This is a genomic window from Actinoplanes sp. NPDC051851, assembly GCF_040681165.1.
In the GTDB taxonomy this organism is placed as follows: domain Bacteria; phylum Actinomycetota; class Actinomycetes; order Mycobacteriales; family Micromonosporaceae; genus Actinoplanes.
In genome coordinates this window covers 225,020-243,654 of sequence record NZ_JBFAYF010000002.1, presented here as the reverse complement: position 1 = coordinate 243,654, position 18,635 = coordinate 225,020, and the positions used below count along the sequence as shown (strand labels likewise).

Below are 18,635 nucleotides of genomic sequence, written 5' to 3'. Positions count from 1 at the left end.
GGCGGCGGGGCCCGCCCGGGGGAATCAAGGACAGGGGGATCGGCCGGCACCGTGGTCACGGCACCGGCGTGCCGATCAGCGGGGCGTCCGGACCGTCCAGTCGTAGACGTCCTGGCTCGCGGAGTAGTCGCCGGTGGCGCCGGTGAACCCGATCCAGCCGTCGTTCAGCTCGATCTCGTCGGCCAGCGAGATCCGCTCCTCGAGCATCAGCCGCTCGCGGGCGCCGGCGTTCATCGCGCGGACGTAGACGCGCAGGTCCTCGTTGGCGGCGTCGTACCGGATCCGGGCACGCCACGGGCGCCCGAAGAGCGGGATCGACGAGCGGACGACCGTCCGGTGCCGGTCCGGGTCACCGCCGAGCACCACGGCGAGGTGGTTGCTGTCCGGGTCCGTGGTGTTCTGGTACGTGTCGAACTCGATCGCCACGCTGCGCCGGATGCCGCGGTAGCCGAGGCCACCGCCCCAGCCGCCGAGCGCCCGGATCCCGGAGCCCTGTGCGAGGAACGCGATGCCGTCCGCGCCGCGCCGGCCGTGGTGCAGGTACGCGGTGAAGCTGGTCTCGAACGAGCGGTCGATCGCGATCGGCTCCACCCGCCAGGCGGATCCGGTCTGTTTGAAGCCGCCGTTCGTCAACTCGATGACCTTGCGCCCGGTGCCGTGCTCCCGGACGAGGCTCGCCGTGCCGTTGACGGCGAACGTGTCGTGGTGGCCTCCGGTGCCCGCGACCGGCGTGGCCGACGCGGGCCCGGAGGCCGTCAGGGTGAGTAGTACGGCGGCGAACAGACCGCCTCGCACCACTCGGGACGTACGACGAAGACGCACGACATGCTCCATTTCAGCCGTTTTGACCGACTTAGACCTGGCCTAACGTAGGACAGTCCGTGGAGCCGCGTGACCGAGTCGTGGTTATTTACCCCGTTTATTTACTCAGGAGGTCCGGCCAGACGATCGCGTACCCATTCGTGGAAGGCGCCGATGTGATGTTCGCTCGGAACCAGAACACCGCCTTTCGCGTACGCCCGCGACGCCATCCCCGGCTGGCAGGCCTCACAGGCGTCGAAGTCCTGCCGGTTCACCCGGTCGAACAGCTCCACCGACGGCCCCAGGTCCACCCCGGACTCGATCACGTCCGGGCGGAACAGCCAGTCGCACTCGACGATCGTCCGGTCCGCGGCCAGCGGGAACATCCGGTGCAGGATCACGTGGTCCGGCACCAGGTTCACGAAGACCTGCGGCTTGATGGTGATCGCGTAGTACCGCCGGTCCTGGTCCTGGCTGATCGTCTCGATGGTGGCCAGGCCGCCGCTGCCGTCCACGGTGAACCCGGTGACGTCCGGCCCGAACTCCGCGCCGTGGCCGACGTAGTACTGCGCCGCGTAGCCACCGGCGAACTCAGGGAGCACGTGCACCAGCTCGGGGTGGATCGTCGAGCAGTGGTAGCACTCCATGAAGTTCTCGATGATCAGCTTCCAGTTGGCCTTCACGTCGTACCGGATCCGGCGGCCCACCACCAGGTCGTCCATCCGGTAGTTGTCGATCGACTCCAGGTCGCCGAGGCGCTCCACGGCCGCGCCCATCACGTCGTCCTCGAACGACGGCGGCTCGTCGGCGAGGCAGACCCAGACGTACCCGAGCCACTCGCGCACGTGGACCCGGCGCAGGCCGTACTCGACCCGGTCCACGTCCGGCATCTTGACCAGGTTCGGCGCCGCCGCCAGTTTGCCGTCCAGGTCGTACGCCCAGGCGTGGTACATGCACTTGAAGGTGCGCTTGACCTGCCCGGACTCCTCGGAGCAGAGCTGCGCGCCACGGTGCGCGCAGACGTTGAGGAAGGCCCGCGCCCCGCCGTCCCGGCCGCGCGAGACGATCACGCTCTCCCGGCCGACGGTGACCGTGCGGTACTGCCCCGGCTCGGCGATGTCGGATCCCCGGACGACGCAGAACCACATCTTCTCGAAGATCAGTTCCTGCTCGGCGGCGAAGGTGGTGGGGTCGGTGTAGTAGTGGCCGGGAAGGGTGGGCATCAACGACGAGGTCATGAGTCCGCTCCTCTGAAACGCCGGGGGTCGAAGAGACCGATGTCGTGCTTGGTCGTGCCGGTCGTCGCCAGGTCGGCCAGGATCTCCCCGACCACCGGTACGAACTTGAACCCGTGACCGGAGAAGCCGCAGCCCACGGTGACCGCGTCGTGCCCGGGGTGCCGGCTGATCACGAAGTGCTCGTCGGGAGTGCTGCTGTAGAGGCACGGCTCGCCGCGCAGGTACCGGCCGGGCAGGTCGGGCAGCACCCGTCCGGCCGCCTCGGCGATCGCCGCGATCTCCGCCTCGTGGACCTCGGTGTCCAGCGTGTCCGGGGTGGTCTCGGTGCCGCCCTTGCGGAAGAACGCGATCTTGGCGCCGCCGTCCGGCCCGTCGATCGAGGGGAAGCCGTAGAGCTGCCCGTGGTCGTTCTCCCAGATGTAGATCGGGTGCCGGCTCGCCTCGAACGGGCCGACCCCGCCGACCGGCGCGAACCAGTGCTGCACCATCCGCTCGATCTTGAGGGGTACGCCCAGGTCGGCGAGGAGTTCGGGGGCCCACGGTCCGGGGGTGAGCACCAGTTGCCCGGCGGTGTACTCCCCCTTCGCGGTGCGCACCCGGACCCCGCCGTCCGCGGTCGGCTCCCACGAGGTCATCGGCTCCTCGTAGTGCAGGTCGGCGCCGTGCTTGGCGGCCTCGCCCAGCTGCGCGACCACGGTCCGCTCCGGCCGGACGAAGCCCGCCTTCGCCTCGTAGAGCGCCACCTCGTCGGGGAGCGGGTTCATCGTCGGGAACCGCTTGCGCAGTTCGGCGGCGTCGAGCAGCTCGTGCTCCAGGCCCCAGCGCCGGGCGCTCTCCAGGGCTCCGGAGACGGTCCGGGTCTCCGGCCGCCCGACCATCACCCCGCCGGTCAGGGTGATCACGTCCTGCCCGGAGTCCGCCGCCAGCCGGTCGTACAGCTCGTACGCCCGGAGCAGGATCGGCACGTACTCCGGGCCCTCGAAGTAGGACTGCCGGGTGATGCGGGAGCCGCCGTGGCTCGCGCCGTGGTCGTGACCCGGACCGAACCTCTCCAGGCCGAGGACCCGTACGCCGCGGGCCGCTAGATGGTGAACGGTGGCACTACCCATGCCCCCAAGACCGACAACGATCACATCGTAAGCGGGCATTCCGGCTCCTTACTCAGCCTCGCAGGCGTTCGTGCTTCGGATCGAAGAGCGGCTCCGCCTCCACCGTCGCAGGCAGCCGCCGATCGAAGTATCCGATTTCCACCCGGGTTCCGGGCACGGAGTGACCGGCCGGAAGCCAGGCGTAGGCGATCGGCGCGCCGATCGTGTGGCCGAAGGCCGCGCTCGTCACGTAGCCCACCGGTTCCCCGTCGACGTAGACCGGCTCACGGCCGAGCGGCACGTCGGTCCCCGCCGAGAGGACCAGGCAGGTCAGTGACTTGTTCCGATCACCCTCGAAGCCCGGCGCGGCGAACCCGACGCCCGCTTCGAGTGGGTTGTCCTCGGTGGTCATGTCGGTGCCCCACGCGCGGTAGCCCTTCTCCAGGCGCAGGCTGGAGAAGGCGGCGCGACCGGCCGCGATCACCCCGTGCTTCTGGCCCTCGGCCCAGAGCGTGTCCCAGAGCTTCAGGCCGTAGTCGGCGCGGGTGTAGATCTCCCAGCCCAGCTCGCCGACGTAGGAGAGCCGCATCATGGTCACCGGGACCGTGCCGATGTGGCCCTGCCGCGCCTGGAAGTACCGGAAATCGGCACCGCTGACGTCGATATCCGTCAGAGGGGCGACCAGCTCTCGGGCGAGTGGGCCCCAGAGCCCGATCCCGCAGGTTCCGCCCGTGATGTCCCTGACGCTCACCCCGGCCGGCGCCTGGCGGAGCAGGTAGTCCAGGTCGAGCGGACCGTTCACCCCGATCTGCCAGCGGTCCTCGGCGAGCCGGGCCACGGTGATGTCGCTGCGGATGCCGCCCGCGTCGTCGAGCAGCAGGGTGTAGACCACCGAGCCGACCTTCCGGTCGATGTTGCTGCTGGTCAGGCCCTGGAGGAAGTCGACCGGGCCGGTGACCTCCAGCCGGGTCAGCGGGGTCATGTCGTACATCGCGACCCGCTCGCGGGTGATCCGTGCCTCGGTCTCCGCGATCGGCGACCAGTGGCGCGAGGACCACTCGTCCCGCTCCACGGGCGAGGCGGGCGGCGGATTGGACGCGTACCAGAGCGGGCGCTCCCACCCGGCCGCCTCACCGAAGACCGCGCCGAGTTCCGACTGCCGGGCGTGGAACGGGCTGACCCGGACGTCGCGGACCGAGGGCGGATCGAGCGGATGCAGGATGTCGTACACCTCGACGAAGCTGCGGATCGAGCGCTCCCGCACGTACGCCGGCGCCAGCTGGGCGTCGTCGAACCGGTTCAGGTCGCACTCGTGCAGGTCGAGCGAGGAGCGCCCGTCCACCATCCACTCGGCGACGGCCTTCGCGGCGCCGGCCGAGTGGGTCACCCAGATCGCCTCGGCGGTCCAGAAGCCCTTCAGCTCCCGGGCTTCGCCGAGCAGCGGGTTCCCGTCGACGGTGAAGCTGAAGACCCCATCGAAGCTTTCCGTTATTTCAGTATTTTTCAGCCCGGGGAGCAGCTCGCCGGCGCGCGCCCAGGACTCCTCGAAGAGCGCGGGACTGAACGGCATCTTCGAGGGGTGCGCGCCGCCCGGCAGGTCGGCGATGTCGACCGGGATCGGGTCGTGCAGGTAGGAGCCGACACCCAGACCTTCACCGTACGTACGGAAATAAAGGTCTTGATCTTGATGCCGGAGAATCGGCAGGCCGTCGTGGGCACCCGGCGTCGCCGTGGTCTTCACATACTGGTGAGCCATCGGCAGCAGCGGGATCGTGACGCCCGCGAGGGCACCGACGCTCGGACCCCAGAAACCGGCGCAGCTGACGACGATATCGGCCTCATACGACTGACCGGGAGTGGTCACACCGGTCACCCGCCCGCCACGCTGCTCGACGGAGACGACCGGGGAGTCACCGACGAAGACCGCGCCGCGGGCGGCCGCCCGCGAAGCCTGAGCTTCGCAGGCGGCAACCGCTAGCGCGAGACCGTCGGTGGGCACGTGCAGCCCACCGAGGATCTTCTCCTCGTCCATCAGGGGGAAGAGCGCCGCGGCCTCCTCGGCGGAGACCATCGACGAACCGATCCCCCACGACTGCCCGTACCCGAACCGCCGGTGCAGCTCCGCGAGGCGCGACGGCGTCGTCGCCACCTCCAGGCTGCCGACCTGCCGGAAGCACTCCAGCGAGACGTACTTCTCCACGGTGTACCGCGCCATCCGCGCCATGGTCCGCGACGGGTTGGTCTGGAAGACCAGCCCCGGCGCGTGCGAGCTCGACCCGCCGGTGACGAAGAGCGGGCCGCGCTCCAGCACGGTGACGTCGGTCCAGCCGCGCTCGGTCAGCTCGTCGGCGAGGGCACAACCGACGATGCCGGCGCCGATGATGACGATCCTGGGTCCGGGCATCGCGATCAGCTCCCGGCCGGAATCCAGGGCTTCCAGGTGGACTCGTGCTCCTTGACCCACTTCTCGGCGGCCTTCTCGTCGTCCATCCCCTGGTTGGTGATGTAGTCCGAGACGAGGTTCTGGTCGTCGTTGGTCCACGTGAAGTTCTTGATGAGCTCGTACGCGGCGCCGCCGGTGTCGGCGAACTTCTGGCTCACGACCTTGTCGAGCGTGTAGTCCGGGTAGTCGCAGGCGATCTTCTTGGCGTCCGCGTCACAGCCGTCGGTGTAGGCCGGGAGCTTCACCCGGACGTACTTCTCCTGGGAGAAGAGCCACTGCGGCTCGTAGAAGTAGAAGAGGAGCGGCTTCTTCTGCGCGGTCGCCTGCTGCGCCGCCTTGATCAGCGCCGCCTCGCTGCCCGCGTAGACCACCTTGTAGTTCAGCTTCAGGTTGGTGACCAGCGCCTCGTCGTTGGTGACGTACGACGGGTCGCCGTCGAGCAGCTGGCCCTTGCCGCCCGACTCGGAGGTCTTGAAGAGGTCGGCGTACTTGTTGAGGTTGTTCCAGTCGGTGATGTCCGGGTACTGGTCCACCATCCACTGCGGGACGTACCAGCCGATGGTGCCGACGTTGCCGCTCGGGCCCGCCTCGACCGCGACCTTCTTCTCCTCGATGTACTTCTTCTTCAGGTCCTCGTGACCCCAGTTCTCCAGGATCGCGTCGACCTCGCCGGTCTCGAAGCCCTGCCAGGAGGTCTCCTCCTTGAGGTCCTTCTTGTTGACCGTGTACCCGAGCTCGTGCTCCAGCAGGTACGCGACCACGGCGGCGTCCGCCTCGTAGCCGACCCACGGGTTGACGGCCAGGTTGACGGTGCCCTTACTGCCGGCGCTCGCCGCGGTGTCCGCCTCCCCCGCGTCCGACTTCGCGCCGGAACACCCGGCCAGCAGCAGAGCACCGACCGCGGCAACGGCCGTCAGCTTCCGATACTTCATGAACTTCCTCTCCCAGCAGCACGATGGAAACCTTGGGTCAAGCGGTCCAGAAGGACACCGAGGAGCACGATCGCGAAGCCGGCGGCCAGGCCCTTGCCGAAGTCCTCGTGCTGGGAGAAGCCGGCCACCACGTCGTATCCGAGCGCCCCCGCGCCGACCAGGCCGCCCACCACGACCATCGAGAGGACCATGACGATGCCCTGGTTGGCGGCGAGCAGCAGGCCGCCCCGGGCCATCGGCAGCTGCACCTTCCAGAGCAGCTGGCGCGGCGTCGATCCGGCCGAGAGCGCGGCCTCCACCACGGTCGCGGGCACGTCGCGGACGCCCCGTTCGACCAGGCGGACCACCGGCGGGACGGCGAAGATGACGGCCGCGACGATCGCGGTGAACCGGGTGGCGCCGAAGAGGGCCACCGCGGGGAGCAGGTAGACGAAGCTGGGCATGGTCTGCGCGGCGTCCAGCACCGGGCGGACCACCGTGGCGAGCCGGTCGTGCCGGGCGCAGAGCACCCCGCCGGTGATCCCGGCCAGCAGCGTCAGGACCGTGGCGACCAGCACGTTGGCGAGCGTCTGCATGGCGTGCTGGTAGAGGCCCAGGCCGGTCAGCCCGGCGGCGCAGGCACCGGCGATCAGAGCGGCCCGCCAGCCGGCGAAGAGCATCCCGAACGCGAGCACCACCAGCGTGAACAGCCACCACGGGGTGGTGGTGAGGACGTTCTCGAGCGGGTTGAGCAGGATCGTGGTGGCGGTGTTCTTCAGCCACTCGGTGCCGTCGTACCAGTTGATCTCGACCCAGTGGGTGAGGTCGTTGACCGGTTCCGCGAAAGACCACTCCGGCAGTGTCGGATTTATGCCGACAATTGCTGTTATGAGAGCAGCGATCACGACCGGCGCGGCGATCCTCCAGTCGGTGCGCCGCCGCTTCGCCGCCGCCGAGGTCACCCGGTCCAGCACGATCGCCATCAGCACGATCGCCACGCCCGCGTCGAAGGCGGCGCCGACGTTGACCCGCTCCAGCGCCCGCAGGATGTTCACGCCGAGCCCGGGACCGTCGATCAGCGCGGTGATCGCCACCATCGCGAGCGCCATCATGATCGTCTGGTTGACCGCGAGCACCAGCGTGGGGCGGGCCATCGGCAGCCGTACCTTGGTCAGCACCTGCCACGTGGTCGAGCCCTGCGCCTCGGCCGCCTCGATCGTCGTGGCCGGGACCCCGCCGATGCCGAGCTCGGTGATCCGGATGGTCACCGGGATCGCGTAGATCAGGGTGACCACCACCGCGGCCGGCGAGCCGATCAGGAAGAGCAGCGTCATCGGCGCCAGGTAGGCGAAGGTCGGCAGGATCTGCATCACGTCGAGCAGCGGCCGCAACACCGCGCCGACCCAGCGCACCCGGGCCGCCAGCACGCCGATCGGCACACCGAACAGCACCGCGATGAGCACCGCGGAGATGGTCAGCGAGAGCGTCTCGACACTCTCGTCCCAGAGCCCGAGCAGCCCGAACCCGAGGAATCCGGCGAGCGCCAGCAGCCCGGAGCGCCAGCCGCCGAGCACGAAGCCGATCGCGCCGGCCACCGCGACCAGGCCACCGAAGCCGAGCCCGGTCAGCCCGGAGGCGACCGCGTCGGTCAGCAGTTTCACGCCGAGCCGGAGGTAGTTGACGCCGAACAGGAAGATCGGGTTGGTGTCCCGGTTCGCGTCCACCCAGTCGCGCACGCCGGTGAAGAAGCGGAAGGCGGCGGCGTCCGAGGAGTCCGCGGCCGCCGTCGTGCGGAAGCAGAGATAGGCGACCACGGTCGCCACGACCAGAGCGATTCCCACGGTACGCACGGAGAAGAGCCCCGTCGCGACCCGGCGGGCCGTGGTGCCGCCCGCCGGACCGGCTGGTCGGGCCGCCGCCACCGTCATGCGGGAACCCGCCGCTGGTGACCCAGGAGTGCGGGGAGCAGCTGTTCCGCGTCGACCACGCCGACGCGCTTCTCGCCGTCGACCACCGCGATGGGCTTCCCGGCGCGGAGCACGCGGGCCACCGCGTCCCGGATCACCGTGTCCTGCGGGAGCGGCTGATCCTCGTACTCCTCGTCGCCGGCCGGTGGTCGCATCACCCAGCGCAGCGTCAGCACGTCGGCCCGGGGCACGTCCCGCACGAAGTCCGACACGTAGTCGTCGGCGGGCGCGCCCACCAGCTCCTCGGGCGTACCCACCTGCACGAGGTCGCCGTCGCGCAGCACGGCGATCCGATCGCCCAGGGTGAGCGCCTCGGCCAGGTCATGGGTGATGAAGACCATCGTCTTGCCCACCTCGGCGTGCAGGCGGCGCACCTCGGCCTGCATGTCCCGGCGGATCAGCGGGTCCAGCGCGCTGAACGGCTCGTCGAAGAGCAGCACCTCGGGGTCGGTGGCGAGCGCCCGCGCCAGGCCGACCCGCTGCTGCATGCCGCCGGAGAGCTCGGCGGGCAGCTGGTGCTCGTGCCCGGTCAGCCCGACCAGCTCCACCATCTCGGCGGCCCGCCGGTGCCGGGCGGCCTTCGAAGTCCCCTGGATCTCCAGCCCGTACGACACGTTGTCCAGCACCGTGCGGTGCGGCAGCAGGCCGAAGTGCTGGAAGACCATGGCGACCCGGTGCCGGCGCAGCTCGCGCAGTCGCCTGTCGGACATGGTGCGGATCGGCTCGCCGTCGATGCTGATCTCGCCGCTGGTCGGCTCGATCAGCCGGGTCAGGCAGCGGACCAGCGTCGACTTGCCGCTGCCGGAGAGGCCCATGACGACGAAGACCTCGTTCGCCGCCACCTCGAAGCTGACGTCCCGGACCGCGGCGAGGCAGCCGGTCTTCGCCCGGAGCTCGGGGCGGGACAGCCGGCCGTACTCGGAACCGGGGATCTTCCCTGCCTTGGGGCCGAAGACCTTCCAGAGATGCTCGACGCTGATCACTCTGCTGTTTTCTCCATGATCAAGTCAGCTGCCCGCTCGCCGATCATCAGGACCGTGACCATCGGGTTGACCGAGGGCATGGTGGGGAAGACCGAGGCGTCGGCGATCCGCACGTTCGGGAAGCCCTTCAGGCGCAGATCGGGGTCGACCACGCTCATCAGGTCGTCGGCGGCGCCCATCTTGCAGGTGCCGGCCGGGTGGAAGACGGTGTGGTGCACCGAGCGGCCGTACGCGGAGAGCTCCTCGTCGGAGCGCAGCTCCGGGCCCGGCGCGATCTCCCGCTCGATCCACGACGCGAAGGGCTCGGTCGCCGCGACCTCCCGCGCCAGGCGCAGGCCGTCGACGATCGTCTTCTCGTCGTAGCCGTCCGGATCGGTGAAGTACCGGAAGTCGAGCAGCGGCTTGGTCTCCGGATCAGAATCGGCCAGCCAGAGCCGCCCCGTGCTCTTCGGGCGCGGGATGTTCGGCGTCATTCCGAACCCCCACCGGGGTACGTCGTAGCCGAGGCGCTCGGTGTGCAGGGTGAACGGGATCTGGTACAGGTGGAACATCAGGTCGGGCCGCCCGGCCTCCGCGTCGCGCCGGACGAAGAGCCCCGCGTCGGAGTCCATCGCGGACATCGGCGGGATCGGCTTACTCGACTCCCAGAGGATCAGCGACTCCGGGTGGTCGAGCAGGTTCTCGCCGACGCCGGGCAGGTCCGCCCGCACCTCGATGCCGAGCTTCGCCAGGTCGCCCGCCGGCCCGAAGCCGGAGAGCAGCAGCAACCGGGGCGTGTCGATCGCGCCGGCGCTGAGCACGTACTCCTGCCGCGCCGTGATCAGCGTGACCTCGCCGTCCGCGCCGCGCACGGTGACGCCGCGCTCCGGGTCGAGGTGGTACGCCCAGGTCTCGGTCAGGATGGTCAGATTCGGACGGTCCAGGTACGGGTGCAGGTAGGCCACCGACGCCGAGGAGCGCACGCCGGTCTCCGGGTGGTACCCGACCGGGAAGAAGCCGGTGCCGTCCGCGAAGGGCTGCGCGTTGAAGTCCTCGTAGACCGGCACGCCGAGCGCGCCGTGACACGCCTCGACGAAGTCCGCGGTCAGCGGGTTGCGATCCTTCTCGGCCACCGGCGTGATGTTGACGGCGAGCCGCTCCCAGTAGGGGCGCATCTCGTCGTAGGACCAGCCGGTCGCGCCCGCCGCCACCCAGTCGGCGAAGTCCTCCGGCGGCGGCAAAAAGCTGATCATGGTGTTGTGCGAGGAACACCCGCCGAGGACCCGGGCCCGGGAATGCCGGACGTACGAGTTCCCGCGCTCCTGCGGCACGATCGGATAGTCGTAGTCGAATGATGTTTCCAGCAGGTTGATCCAGTTACGCAGCTGCAACACGCGCGGGTCACCGACATCCGACGGCCCGCCCTCGACTACGCACACCTGTATGTCCGGGTTCGCCGACAATCGTGATGCCACCACCGAACCGGCCGTGCCACCGCCGACGATCACCACGTCGTACTCGATCGTTTTCAGTTCGCGCCGCCTTCCATCGCGCCGTGCTGAACATGATCTTCACGCCTATGGCGGGGGTCAATGGGCTCAGACGTCTTTTACGACATTGCAACAAGCCCGGCATACTGCCCACGTGCCGCACCCGTACCTGGACGCCCCCTCGCCGCTCGCCTTCGCCCACCGTGGCGGGGCCGCGGCAGGCGACGAGAACACCGCCGAGGCCTTCGACCGGGCCGCCAAGCTGGGCTACCGCTATGTGGAAACCGATGTGCACGCGACGGCCGACGGTGTACCGGTGGTGATCCACGACGAGACCCTCGACCGGGTCGCCGGGCACCCCGGCCGGGTCGCCGACCTGACCTGGGCCGATCTGTCGACCATCCGGGTCGGCGGGGCCGCCACCGTGCCCCGGCTCGACGAGGTCCTCGCCGGGTGGCCGGAGATCCGCTTCAACATCGAGCTGAAATCCTCGCCGGCGGTCGAGCCCGCGCTCCGGGTCGTCCGAGAGGCCGCCGCGGAGGATCGTGTCCTGCTCGCCTCGTTCGACGACGCCCGCCTGACCCGGATCCGCAAGCTCGCCGGGCCCCGGGTGGCCACCTCACTCGGAATCCGTTCGCTTTCTTTCCTGTGGGCCGCCTCGCACACCGGCGTCCGGGTCCGGCTGCCGGAATCCGTGGTGGCCGCGCAGATTCCGGTGAAGCATGGGCCGATCACCGTTCTCACCCCTCGATTCCTCACCTATCTCCATCGCCTTGGAATTGCCGTTCATCTCTGGACCATCGATGATCCACAGGAAATGGTGCGACTATTAGATCTTGGCGTTGACGGGATCATGACGGACCGGATCGAGGTCCTCCGCGAGGTGTACGCGGCCCGAGGGCTCTGGCCGAGTTAGCGCTGCTCAGATCGAATTTCTCGTGATCTTGTTGAACCCTCGGCATCACCCGAACGGTGGATGTCACGAGTTCGCCTTGAGTTTTCTTTAATTTTTCGCGGGGAAGGGATCGGGAACGGCTCCCGGAATTGATTTCTGTGAGACGGACTCCTAACGTTCGCGTGTCGGCGTCACACAATGACGAACGTAGTAGTCGGAAGGTCACTCCATGGGTAGCACGGGTCGCACGCGGATCCTCGCCGCGGGAGCGGTGCTCGCCGCGGCCGGCGGCGTCATCGGTTTCACCCAACTCTCCCACGCGGACGAGGTGTCGAACTCGACGAAGGCCGCCAGCGAGAGCGGCGCCGGCAAGATCGTCAATGGACAGAAGATCCTGACCGACACCTGCATCGACAGCAACCTCTCCCCGCACACCGGCTTCCAGGAGGGCAACCGGTGCGTCTCCACCGAGTTCGGTGAGGTCGCCTCGGCCGCCAACGACGCCTCCCTGCTGATCACCGAGGCGCCCGAGGCCGTCGAGCCGAACACCCCGTTCACGCTCAAGGTGAGCACCCGGAACCTGATCCGCGACCGCTTCCTCGCCGCCGGCCAGGGCGGGTACTACGTGGAGTCCAGCGTCCTGCAGGACGGCATCGTCCGCGGCCACTTCCACACCGCCTGCCGGATGCTCACCAGCACGGACGAGGCGCCCGACCCCGCGCCGGTGCCGGCCTTCTTCGTGGCCACCGAGGACAAGCAGGGCGGCCGTACGCCGGACACGGTGACCATCCAGGTGCCGGGCCTGCCCACCGAGGGCGTCGCACAGTGCGCCTCGTGGGCCGGTGACGGGTCGCACCGTACGCCGATGATGGAGCGCGCCAACCAGACCCCGGCCATCGACGCCGTCCGCATCACCGTCGGCGCGGCCGACGCCGGCGACGACGACGACAACGCCGGCGGGAACGACAACGGCGGCGACGACAACGGCGGTGGGAACGACAACAACGGCAACAACGGTGGCAACGACAACGGTGGCGGTAACAACGGTGGCGGTAACGACAACAACGGGAACAACAACGGCGGTGGTGACAACACCAACGCCGGCACGGTGACCGCCTCGCCCACCAAGACCTCGAGTGGCACCGTCAGCTCCGGGAACTCGGTCAAGACCACCATCGAGCCGAAGCCCTCCGAGACCGCGTCGGTGACCACGAAGTCGACCAAGTCCTCCCTGACCGGGGACTCCTCCTCTTCCGACTCCGACTCTTCCTCTGACTCTGACTCTTCCTCGGATTCTTCCTCGGACTCGGACTCGGACTCGGACTCCTCGTCGGCCGAGGTGGAGACGACGACCAAGGCCGCGAAGCCGAAGGCGACCAGGACCACCGAGGCGCCCGAGGCCGACGTGCAGTACACCGACGACGGCGCGCCGGACGACGAGGCCACCCCGGCCGAGGACCTGGCCGACTCGATCGCCGAGCCGCCGGCCACCACGTCGAGCGGCCCGCTGGCCCTGCTCGGCGACCACCCGGCCCTCTTCGGCGGCGGCGCCGTCCTGGTCCTGCTGGTACTGGTCGGGTTCGCCTTCGCCCGCCGCAACCCGCGCCGCAGCGGCTGGTAACCGGCACCGACGAACCACCCCGCGAGGCCCGGCACTCCGCCGGGCCTCGCCCCGTTTCCCAGGTCGGATCCGGCGGTCGCGGCCCGCCGTCTCCCAGGTCGGATCCGGCGGTCGCGGCCCGCCGTCTCCCAGGTCAGATCTGGCGGTCGCGGCCCGCGAAGAAGCCCGCGACGATCTGCGGGACCATCAGGCAGACCATCAGGCCCATCGGGACGTGCCAGCCGTCCGTGGCGTCACGCAGGGCACCGATCAGGATCGGACCCGGGATCGCGATCAGATAGCCGACGCCCTGCGCGAAGGCGGAGAGCTTCACGACCGTCGACGGGTTGCGGCCACGAAGCGCGATCATGGTCAGGACCAGCGGGAACGCCGTGTTCACGACGCCCAGCAGGATCGCCCACAGCCACGGCGCGGCGGCCGGGTCGGCCCAGAGCCCGCCATACCCGGCCATCCCGAACAACCCGAGGCCCACCGCGATGCCGCTCTGGCTCCGCACCCGGCCGGCGAGCGAGGAGAGCGCCATGCCCAGCGGCACCCCGAGGAACGACGTGACCGCGAAGAGCACACCGGCCAGCTCCGCCGACACACCCGCGTCCCGGTAGACCTGTGGCAGCCAACCGATGATCACGTACGCCGAGGTCGACTGCATGCCGAAGTAGACGGCGAGCGCCCACGCGATCGGCTGGCGGATCATGCGGATCTCGGACGTGGCGGCCGCCGGTGCGGTGACCGGTCCACGATCGCGGGCCATCAGCAGCCACGGCGGCAGGGCGATCACGGCGCACGCCGCCCAGCAGGCCAGCCCGAGGCGCCAGTCGTCGAAGGCGTTGGTCAGCGGCACGGTCGCCGCGGCCGCCGTGGTGGCACCGATGTTCAGCGCGACCGTGTAGACGCCGGTGATCGTGCCGACCTGCCCGGGGAAACGGTCCTTGACGATCGACGGCAGCAGCACGTTGACCAGCGCGATCCCGGCCAATGCCACCGCGCTCAGCAGAAGGAAAAGGACCGGATCTCCCGCGTACGGCCGCACCGCGAGCCCGATCGTGAGCAGTGTCAGACCACCGGCGATCACCGGTGCGGCACCGAGACGGCGGGCCGCCCGGGGAGCGAGCAGCCCGACCGTCGCGAAGCAGACCACCGGAACCGAGGTCAGCAGTCCCGCCGTGGTCGTGCTCATCCCGAGCCCGTCGCGGATCTCGACCAGCACCGGACCGACGCTGGTGACCGCGAGCCGCAGGTTCACCGCCGCGAGCACGAGCGCGACCAGGGCGAACATCCGTCCCTGGCGCGGCTTGACTGCTTTCTCCTCCTGGATTACCACGGCACCATCATGGCCCCGCCGGCGTGGGGACGCGCGGCGGGGGTAAGGACCGATTCCGCGTTGTGATGCTTATCAAGAAGTCGTGACGAGCATCGTTGACGGTCAGACCGCGGCGGGCGTCTCCTGCTCCTGCTCGACCTGCTCGTTCCACTCCCGCTTACTGGACTGCCAGCCGTCCTCGTTCATGCCGCGGCGCCAGTAGCCGGAGATCGACAGCTGGTCCAGCCCGAGACCGAGCTCAACACGCAGAAAACGGCGTAGTTCGCGTACGAAAGTGGCCTCGCCGTGCACGAACGCCTGCAGCTGCCCCTCCGGGAACGCGAGCCCGCGCACCGCCTCGACCAGCGCCTCGCCGACCGGACGGCCACCACGGTGCAGCCAGGTGATCTCGGCGTCCGCCGCGGTCTCCAGCTTCTGCTCCTCGTCGGGCCCGTCGATCTCGATGAACGCGCGGACCAGGGCGCCGTCGGGCATCCCCTCGAGCGCGGCCGCGATCGCCGGCAGGGCGCTCTCGTCCCCGGCGAGCAGGTGCCAGGCCGCGTCGGCGCTGGGCACATAGCCGCCGCCGGGCCCCATGAACCGGACCGGATCCCCCGGCTGAGCCTGCGCGGCCCACGGCCCGGCGATACCCTCGGTCCCGTGCACGACGAAGTCGACCCAGAGCTCGGGGACTTCGGGCAGCCACTTACGTACGGTGTAGGTCCGCACGACGGGCCAGGTCTCCCGCGGCAGCGTCTCCCGGATCACGCCCATGTCGAACGGCTCCGGGTAATCGACGCCGGGTTGCGGGAAGAGCACCTTGATGTAGTGATCGGTGAACTGCCCAGCAGTGATCCGGGTCAGCCCTTCGCCACCCACCACCACCCGCACCATGTGCGGCGTGAGCTGCTCCACCCGCGTGACCAAGCCTTCATGGGCAGGTCGCGCCGGTCTGTTCGCCATGGTCTGCACCTCACTGCCGGTGGGAGGATCTCCGCTAGTCAGGTAAGGCTACCCTTATTTCCAACGATCATCCGCCCCGCCCGCCCATTCTGCGGGATACCACCCCCTAGTGGAACAGAAACAAAGTTTTTCGAGATCAACACCGCACTCGGTAACCAGCCCCCAACCCGCCCCTCCCCGCTCGCCCTCGCGCCCGCACCCCGCCCTGCGCTCACCCAGCCCCACCCCACACCCCGCTCACCCCACACCCCGCTCACCCCACACCCGGCACCCAGCGTCCAGCCCCCGCTCACCCGGCACCCAGCCCCCGCTCACCCGGTGCCCGGCACACCCCACGCCGCGCTCGCGTCTGCACACACGGGGGTCTCCAGGACTGCCGGGGTCGCCGATCGCCACCCACCGTCGCATCAGTCCGCGTCGCACAGTCGACGGCGCCGCGACCGATGAACCTGGGGGCGGCGCGGATACACGAATGGCGCGCAAGCGGCGCAGCGCGCAAGCGGCGCAGCGCGCACACAAACGGCACGAGAGGGGCAGCGGGCGCACGCGCTCAACGGTGAGCAGGGGCGGTAGGCGCACACGATCCGCGAAATCCGTTCGCCACCTGGTAGATCAGGTTCGGCAGGCCGCCCACCAGCGCGATCGCGACACCGCCCCAGAGCCACGGCGATCGCAGCACCCGCCGCGGGCCGGCGATGAGCAGCCCCGCCGCCAGGCAGAGGAGCAGCAGCACGACCAGGTGCTTGTTGTAGAGCCCGACGCCCGCGACCAGTCCGGCCCCGAGCCACGCGTGTGGGTGGTCATGGAGAAGCGCTCTCATCGCCAGGAGGATCACGCCGAGCCAGACCAGGAGGTCCAGCGCCGCGGTCGAGCCCACGTGTGCCGCACTCAATGGATACGCGCTGAGCACCCCCGAGGCGGCCAGCCCCTGTGCGAACGCGCCACCGCCCACCTCCCGCGCGACCGCCGCGGCGAGCACCGCGGCCGCGCCGAGCGCGAACGCCCACGGCAGCCGCATCGCGACGAGGTGGTCGCCGAACAGCGCGATCGCCACCCGGTCCACCATCGGCGTCAGTGGCGGCTGATCAACATAGCCCCACTGCGGATGCGTCGCGAGGAGCCGGAAGTAGAGCTCGTCACGGTGATACCCATACGTGGGCGCGAACAGCAGCAACAGCGCCGTGGCAACACCGGCGATCGGCCCCACCACACTCCAGGCCATGCGCCGGCGCACGCTCTGAGGTGCATCCGATTCGTCCACCTCGCCGACGGTACGCATCGACGACCACCGAGGCATCGGTCCACGGAACTACTACCAGGGTCGGGGAGGAGCCCTACCACGGACCGATGCCAAGCGATGCGCGCCGCAGCATGATGAGTGGCATGACGTCACCGAACTGCCGGGGATCACCACCGGCCACGCAAGCGTCCTTAATGGTTGCACTTGTCACGGCAGGAGGCATATTGCGGACACTCCGCTCGATGCTAGGTTAGCCTAACCTAACCACGAACGGAGCCGATGGCATGACCATGCCCTTGGACAAGGAGCGCCTGCGCCGGGACGTCGCCGAAGTGCTCGGCGAAGACCCGGATGAGCTGGCTGACGACGAGAACCTGATCGAGTACGGGCTGGACTCGATCAGGGTGCTGATGCTCTCGACGCGCTGGCGGGAGCAGGGGCACGACATCGGGTTCCTCGACCTGGCTGACGAGCCGACGATCGAGGCCTGGGCGCGACTGGCCTCCGCGCCGTGAGCCCGGCCGAGAACACCCGGCACGACGACGGGCCGCCCTGGAACGAGAACGAGAACGACCAGCGCAGCGCACACCCGGACGCCACCGACCAGCGCGACGCGGCGCCGGGCGAGCACGGCACCGGACCGGGCGAGCCCGACGCAAGACCGGGCGGGCCCGACGCAAGACCGGGCACAGACAACCAGCGCGGCACGGGGCCGGGCGGCGGCGGATCGCGGGAGGGTGATCGGGGCAGGGTGAGCCCGTACGGGATGCAGGGGAAGACCGCGATCGTGACCGGGGCCGGACGGGGCATCGGGGAGGCGGTGGCGCTGGCACTGGTCGCCGAGGGTGTGCGGGTGGTCGCCGTGGACCTGAAGGAGCCGGAGCATCCGCTGGTCGAGGCGTACGCCGCGGACGTGACCGACCCCGCGCGGGTGCAGGCGGTCGTGGACGCCGTCGACGGGCCGATCGACCTGCTGGTGAACGTGGCCGGGGTGCTGCACCTGGGGGACGTGGTGGACCTGTCCGATGAGGATTGGGCGCACACGTTCGCCGTCAACACCACCGGGGTGTTCCACTTCAGCCGGGCGGTCGCACGCCGGATGATCCCGCGGCGGCGGGGCGCGATCGTCACGGTGTCGTCGAACGCGGGTGGGGTGCCACGGTCGGGGATGGCCGCGTACGCGGCGTCGAAGGCCGCGACCACGATGTTCACCAAGTGCCTCGGGCTGGAGCTGGCGCCGCACGGGATCCGCTGCAACATCGTGGCGCCGGGGTCGACCGACACCCCGATGCAGCGGGAGCTGTGGGACGGCGACGACTCGTCGGCGGTCCTCGCGGGCAACCCCGCCGCATTCCGGGTCGGGATCCCGCTGGGCCGCATCGCCACCCCGGACGACGTCGCCAACGCGGTCCTCTTCCTCGCCTCCGACCGGGCGCGCCACATCACCATGCACGACCTCTACGTCGACGGCGGCGCCACGCTCCGGGCCTGACCGGCGACACCGCCCACCCCACCAGGCGACGCCGCCCACTCCGCCGGGGACACCACCCGCTCCACCAGGCGGCACCGCCCACCCCACCAGGCAACGCCCACCCCACCAGGCAACGCCGCCGGAACATCCCGGGCGAGCTCGCGCGAGAGCCCGCCACCGCAGCACGGGTGACAGACGAGAGCCGGGCCTGACGAGCCCGGGCGGAGAGCCGACCCGCGGGACAC

14 protein-coding genes and 1 pseudogene are annotated in these 18,635 nt (G+C 69.8%); 4 read left to right on the top strand and 11 right to left on the bottom strand.

Annotation, left to right across the window (positions count from 1 at the left end; genetic code table 11):
- Window positions 1-75: 75 nt before the first annotated feature.
- From AB0M08_RS03540 to AB0M08_RS03505, 8 genes are all read right to left on the bottom strand, one after another.
- Entirely contained in the window at window positions 76-822 is a 747-nt protein-coding gene (locus AB0M08_RS03540; protein WP_364487718.1) for an L-type lectin-domain containing protein, read from the bottom strand.
- A 101-nt stretch (window positions 823-923) separates the two neighbouring features.
- The gene (locus AB0M08_RS03535) at window positions 924-2,039 is read right to left on the bottom strand and encodes an aromatic ring-hydroxylating dioxygenase subunit alpha (protein WP_364487715.1); all 1,116 of its coding nucleotides are present in this window, start codon (window positions 2,037-2,039) and stop codon (window positions 924-926) included.
- Window positions 2,036-3,187 carry an N-methyl-L-tryptophan oxidase gene (gene solA, locus AB0M08_RS03530; RefSeq protein WP_364487712.1) on the bottom strand — a complete coding sequence of 384 codons (1,152 nt, stop codon included), beginning with the start codon at window positions 3,185-3,187 and terminating at the stop codon, window positions 2,036-2,038. Before solA ends, AB0M08_RS03535 begins: the two co-directional genes overlap by 4 nt.
- A 13-nt stretch (window positions 3,188-3,200) precedes the next feature.
- Window positions 3,201-5,531, bottom strand: coding sequence for an FAD-dependent oxidoreductase (locus AB0M08_RS03525; RefSeq protein WP_364487709.1), 2,331 nt, complete (start codon window positions 5,529-5,531; stop codon window positions 3,201-3,203).
- Window positions 5,532-5,536: 5 nt separating this feature from the next.
- A complete protein-coding gene (locus tag AB0M08_RS03520) occupies window positions 5,537-6,502 on the bottom strand; it encodes an ABC transporter substrate-binding protein (protein WP_364487706.1) in 966 nt (321 codons plus the stop codon).
- The gene (locus AB0M08_RS03515; RefSeq protein ID WP_364487703.1) at window positions 6,499-8,409 is read right to left on the bottom strand and encodes an ABC transporter permease subunit; all 1,911 of its coding nucleotides are present in this window, start codon (window positions 8,407-8,409) and stop codon (window positions 6,499-6,501) included. Before AB0M08_RS03515 ends, AB0M08_RS03520 begins: the two co-directional genes overlap by 4 nt.
- Complete coding sequence (locus AB0M08_RS03510) at window positions 8,406-9,431, bottom strand: glycine betaine/L-proline ABC transporter ATP-binding protein (protein ID WP_364487700.1); 1,026 nt, start codon at window positions 9,429-9,431, stop codon at window positions 8,406-8,408. The genes AB0M08_RS03515 and AB0M08_RS03510 overlap by 4 nt, the downstream gene beginning before the upstream one ends.
- Window positions 9,428-10,885, bottom strand: coding sequence for a GMC oxidoreductase (locus AB0M08_RS03505; RefSeq protein ID WP_364487697.1), 1,458 nt, complete (start codon window positions 10,883-10,885; stop codon window positions 9,428-9,430). The genes AB0M08_RS03510 and AB0M08_RS03505 overlap by 4 nt, the downstream gene beginning before the upstream one ends.
- Here AB0M08_RS03505 and AB0M08_RS03500 point away from each other — a divergent pair.
- The gene (locus AB0M08_RS03500) at window positions 10,854-11,816 is read left to right on the top strand and encodes a glycerophosphodiester phosphodiesterase (RefSeq protein WP_364487694.1); all 963 of its coding nucleotides are present in this window, start codon (window positions 10,854-10,856) and stop codon (window positions 11,814-11,816) included. The two genes, AB0M08_RS03505 and AB0M08_RS03500, sit on opposite strands and share 32 nt — an antisense overlap.
- Window positions 11,817-12,186: 370 nt before the next feature.
- Window positions 12,187-12,714, top strand: a pseudogene (locus AB0M08_RS03495) (hypothetical protein); the annotation flags it as partial.
- An 835-nt stretch (window positions 12,715-13,549) separates the two neighbouring features.
- On the opposite strand, the gene AB0M08_RS03490 reads toward AB0M08_RS03495, so the two are convergent.
- The 3 genes from AB0M08_RS03490 to AB0M08_RS03480 all read right to left on the bottom strand — a co-directional run bounded on the left by AB0M08_RS03490 (window position 13,550) and on the right by AB0M08_RS03480 (window position 16,940).
- On the bottom strand, window positions 13,550-14,737 hold the full coding sequence (locus AB0M08_RS03490; protein WP_364487691.1) for an MFS transporter: 1,188 nt from the start codon (window positions 14,735-14,737) through the stop codon (window positions 13,550-13,552).
- Between the two features lie 102 nt (window positions 14,738-14,839).
- The gene (locus AB0M08_RS03485) at window positions 14,840-15,679 is read right to left on the bottom strand and encodes a siderophore-interacting protein (protein ID WP_364487688.1); all 840 of its coding nucleotides are present in this window, start codon (window positions 15,677-15,679) and stop codon (window positions 14,840-14,842) included.
- 550 nt (window positions 15,680-16,229) lie between these two features.
- On the bottom strand, window positions 16,230-16,940 hold the full coding sequence (locus AB0M08_RS03480; protein ID WP_364487685.1) for a glycosyltransferase family 39 protein: 711 nt from the start codon (window positions 16,938-16,940) through the stop codon (window positions 16,230-16,232).
- 263 nt (window positions 16,941-17,203) lie between these two features.
- Here AB0M08_RS03480 and AB0M08_RS03475 point away from each other — a divergent pair, with 263 nt between their 5' ends.
- Together AB0M08_RS03475 and dhbA are read left to right on the top strand one after the other, a co-directional pair.
- Window positions 17,204-17,434, top strand: a complete 231-nt coding sequence (locus tag AB0M08_RS03475; protein WP_364487682.1) for a phosphopantetheine-binding protein — start codon at window positions 17,204-17,206, stop codon at window positions 17,432-17,434.
- Entirely contained in the window at window positions 17,431-18,411 is a 981-nt protein-coding gene (gene dhbA, locus AB0M08_RS03470; protein ID WP_364487679.1) for a 2,3-dihydro-2,3-dihydroxybenzoate dehydrogenase, read from the top strand. The genes AB0M08_RS03475 and dhbA overlap by 4 nt, the downstream gene beginning before the upstream one ends.
- Window positions 18,412-18,635 lie beyond the last annotated feature (224 nt).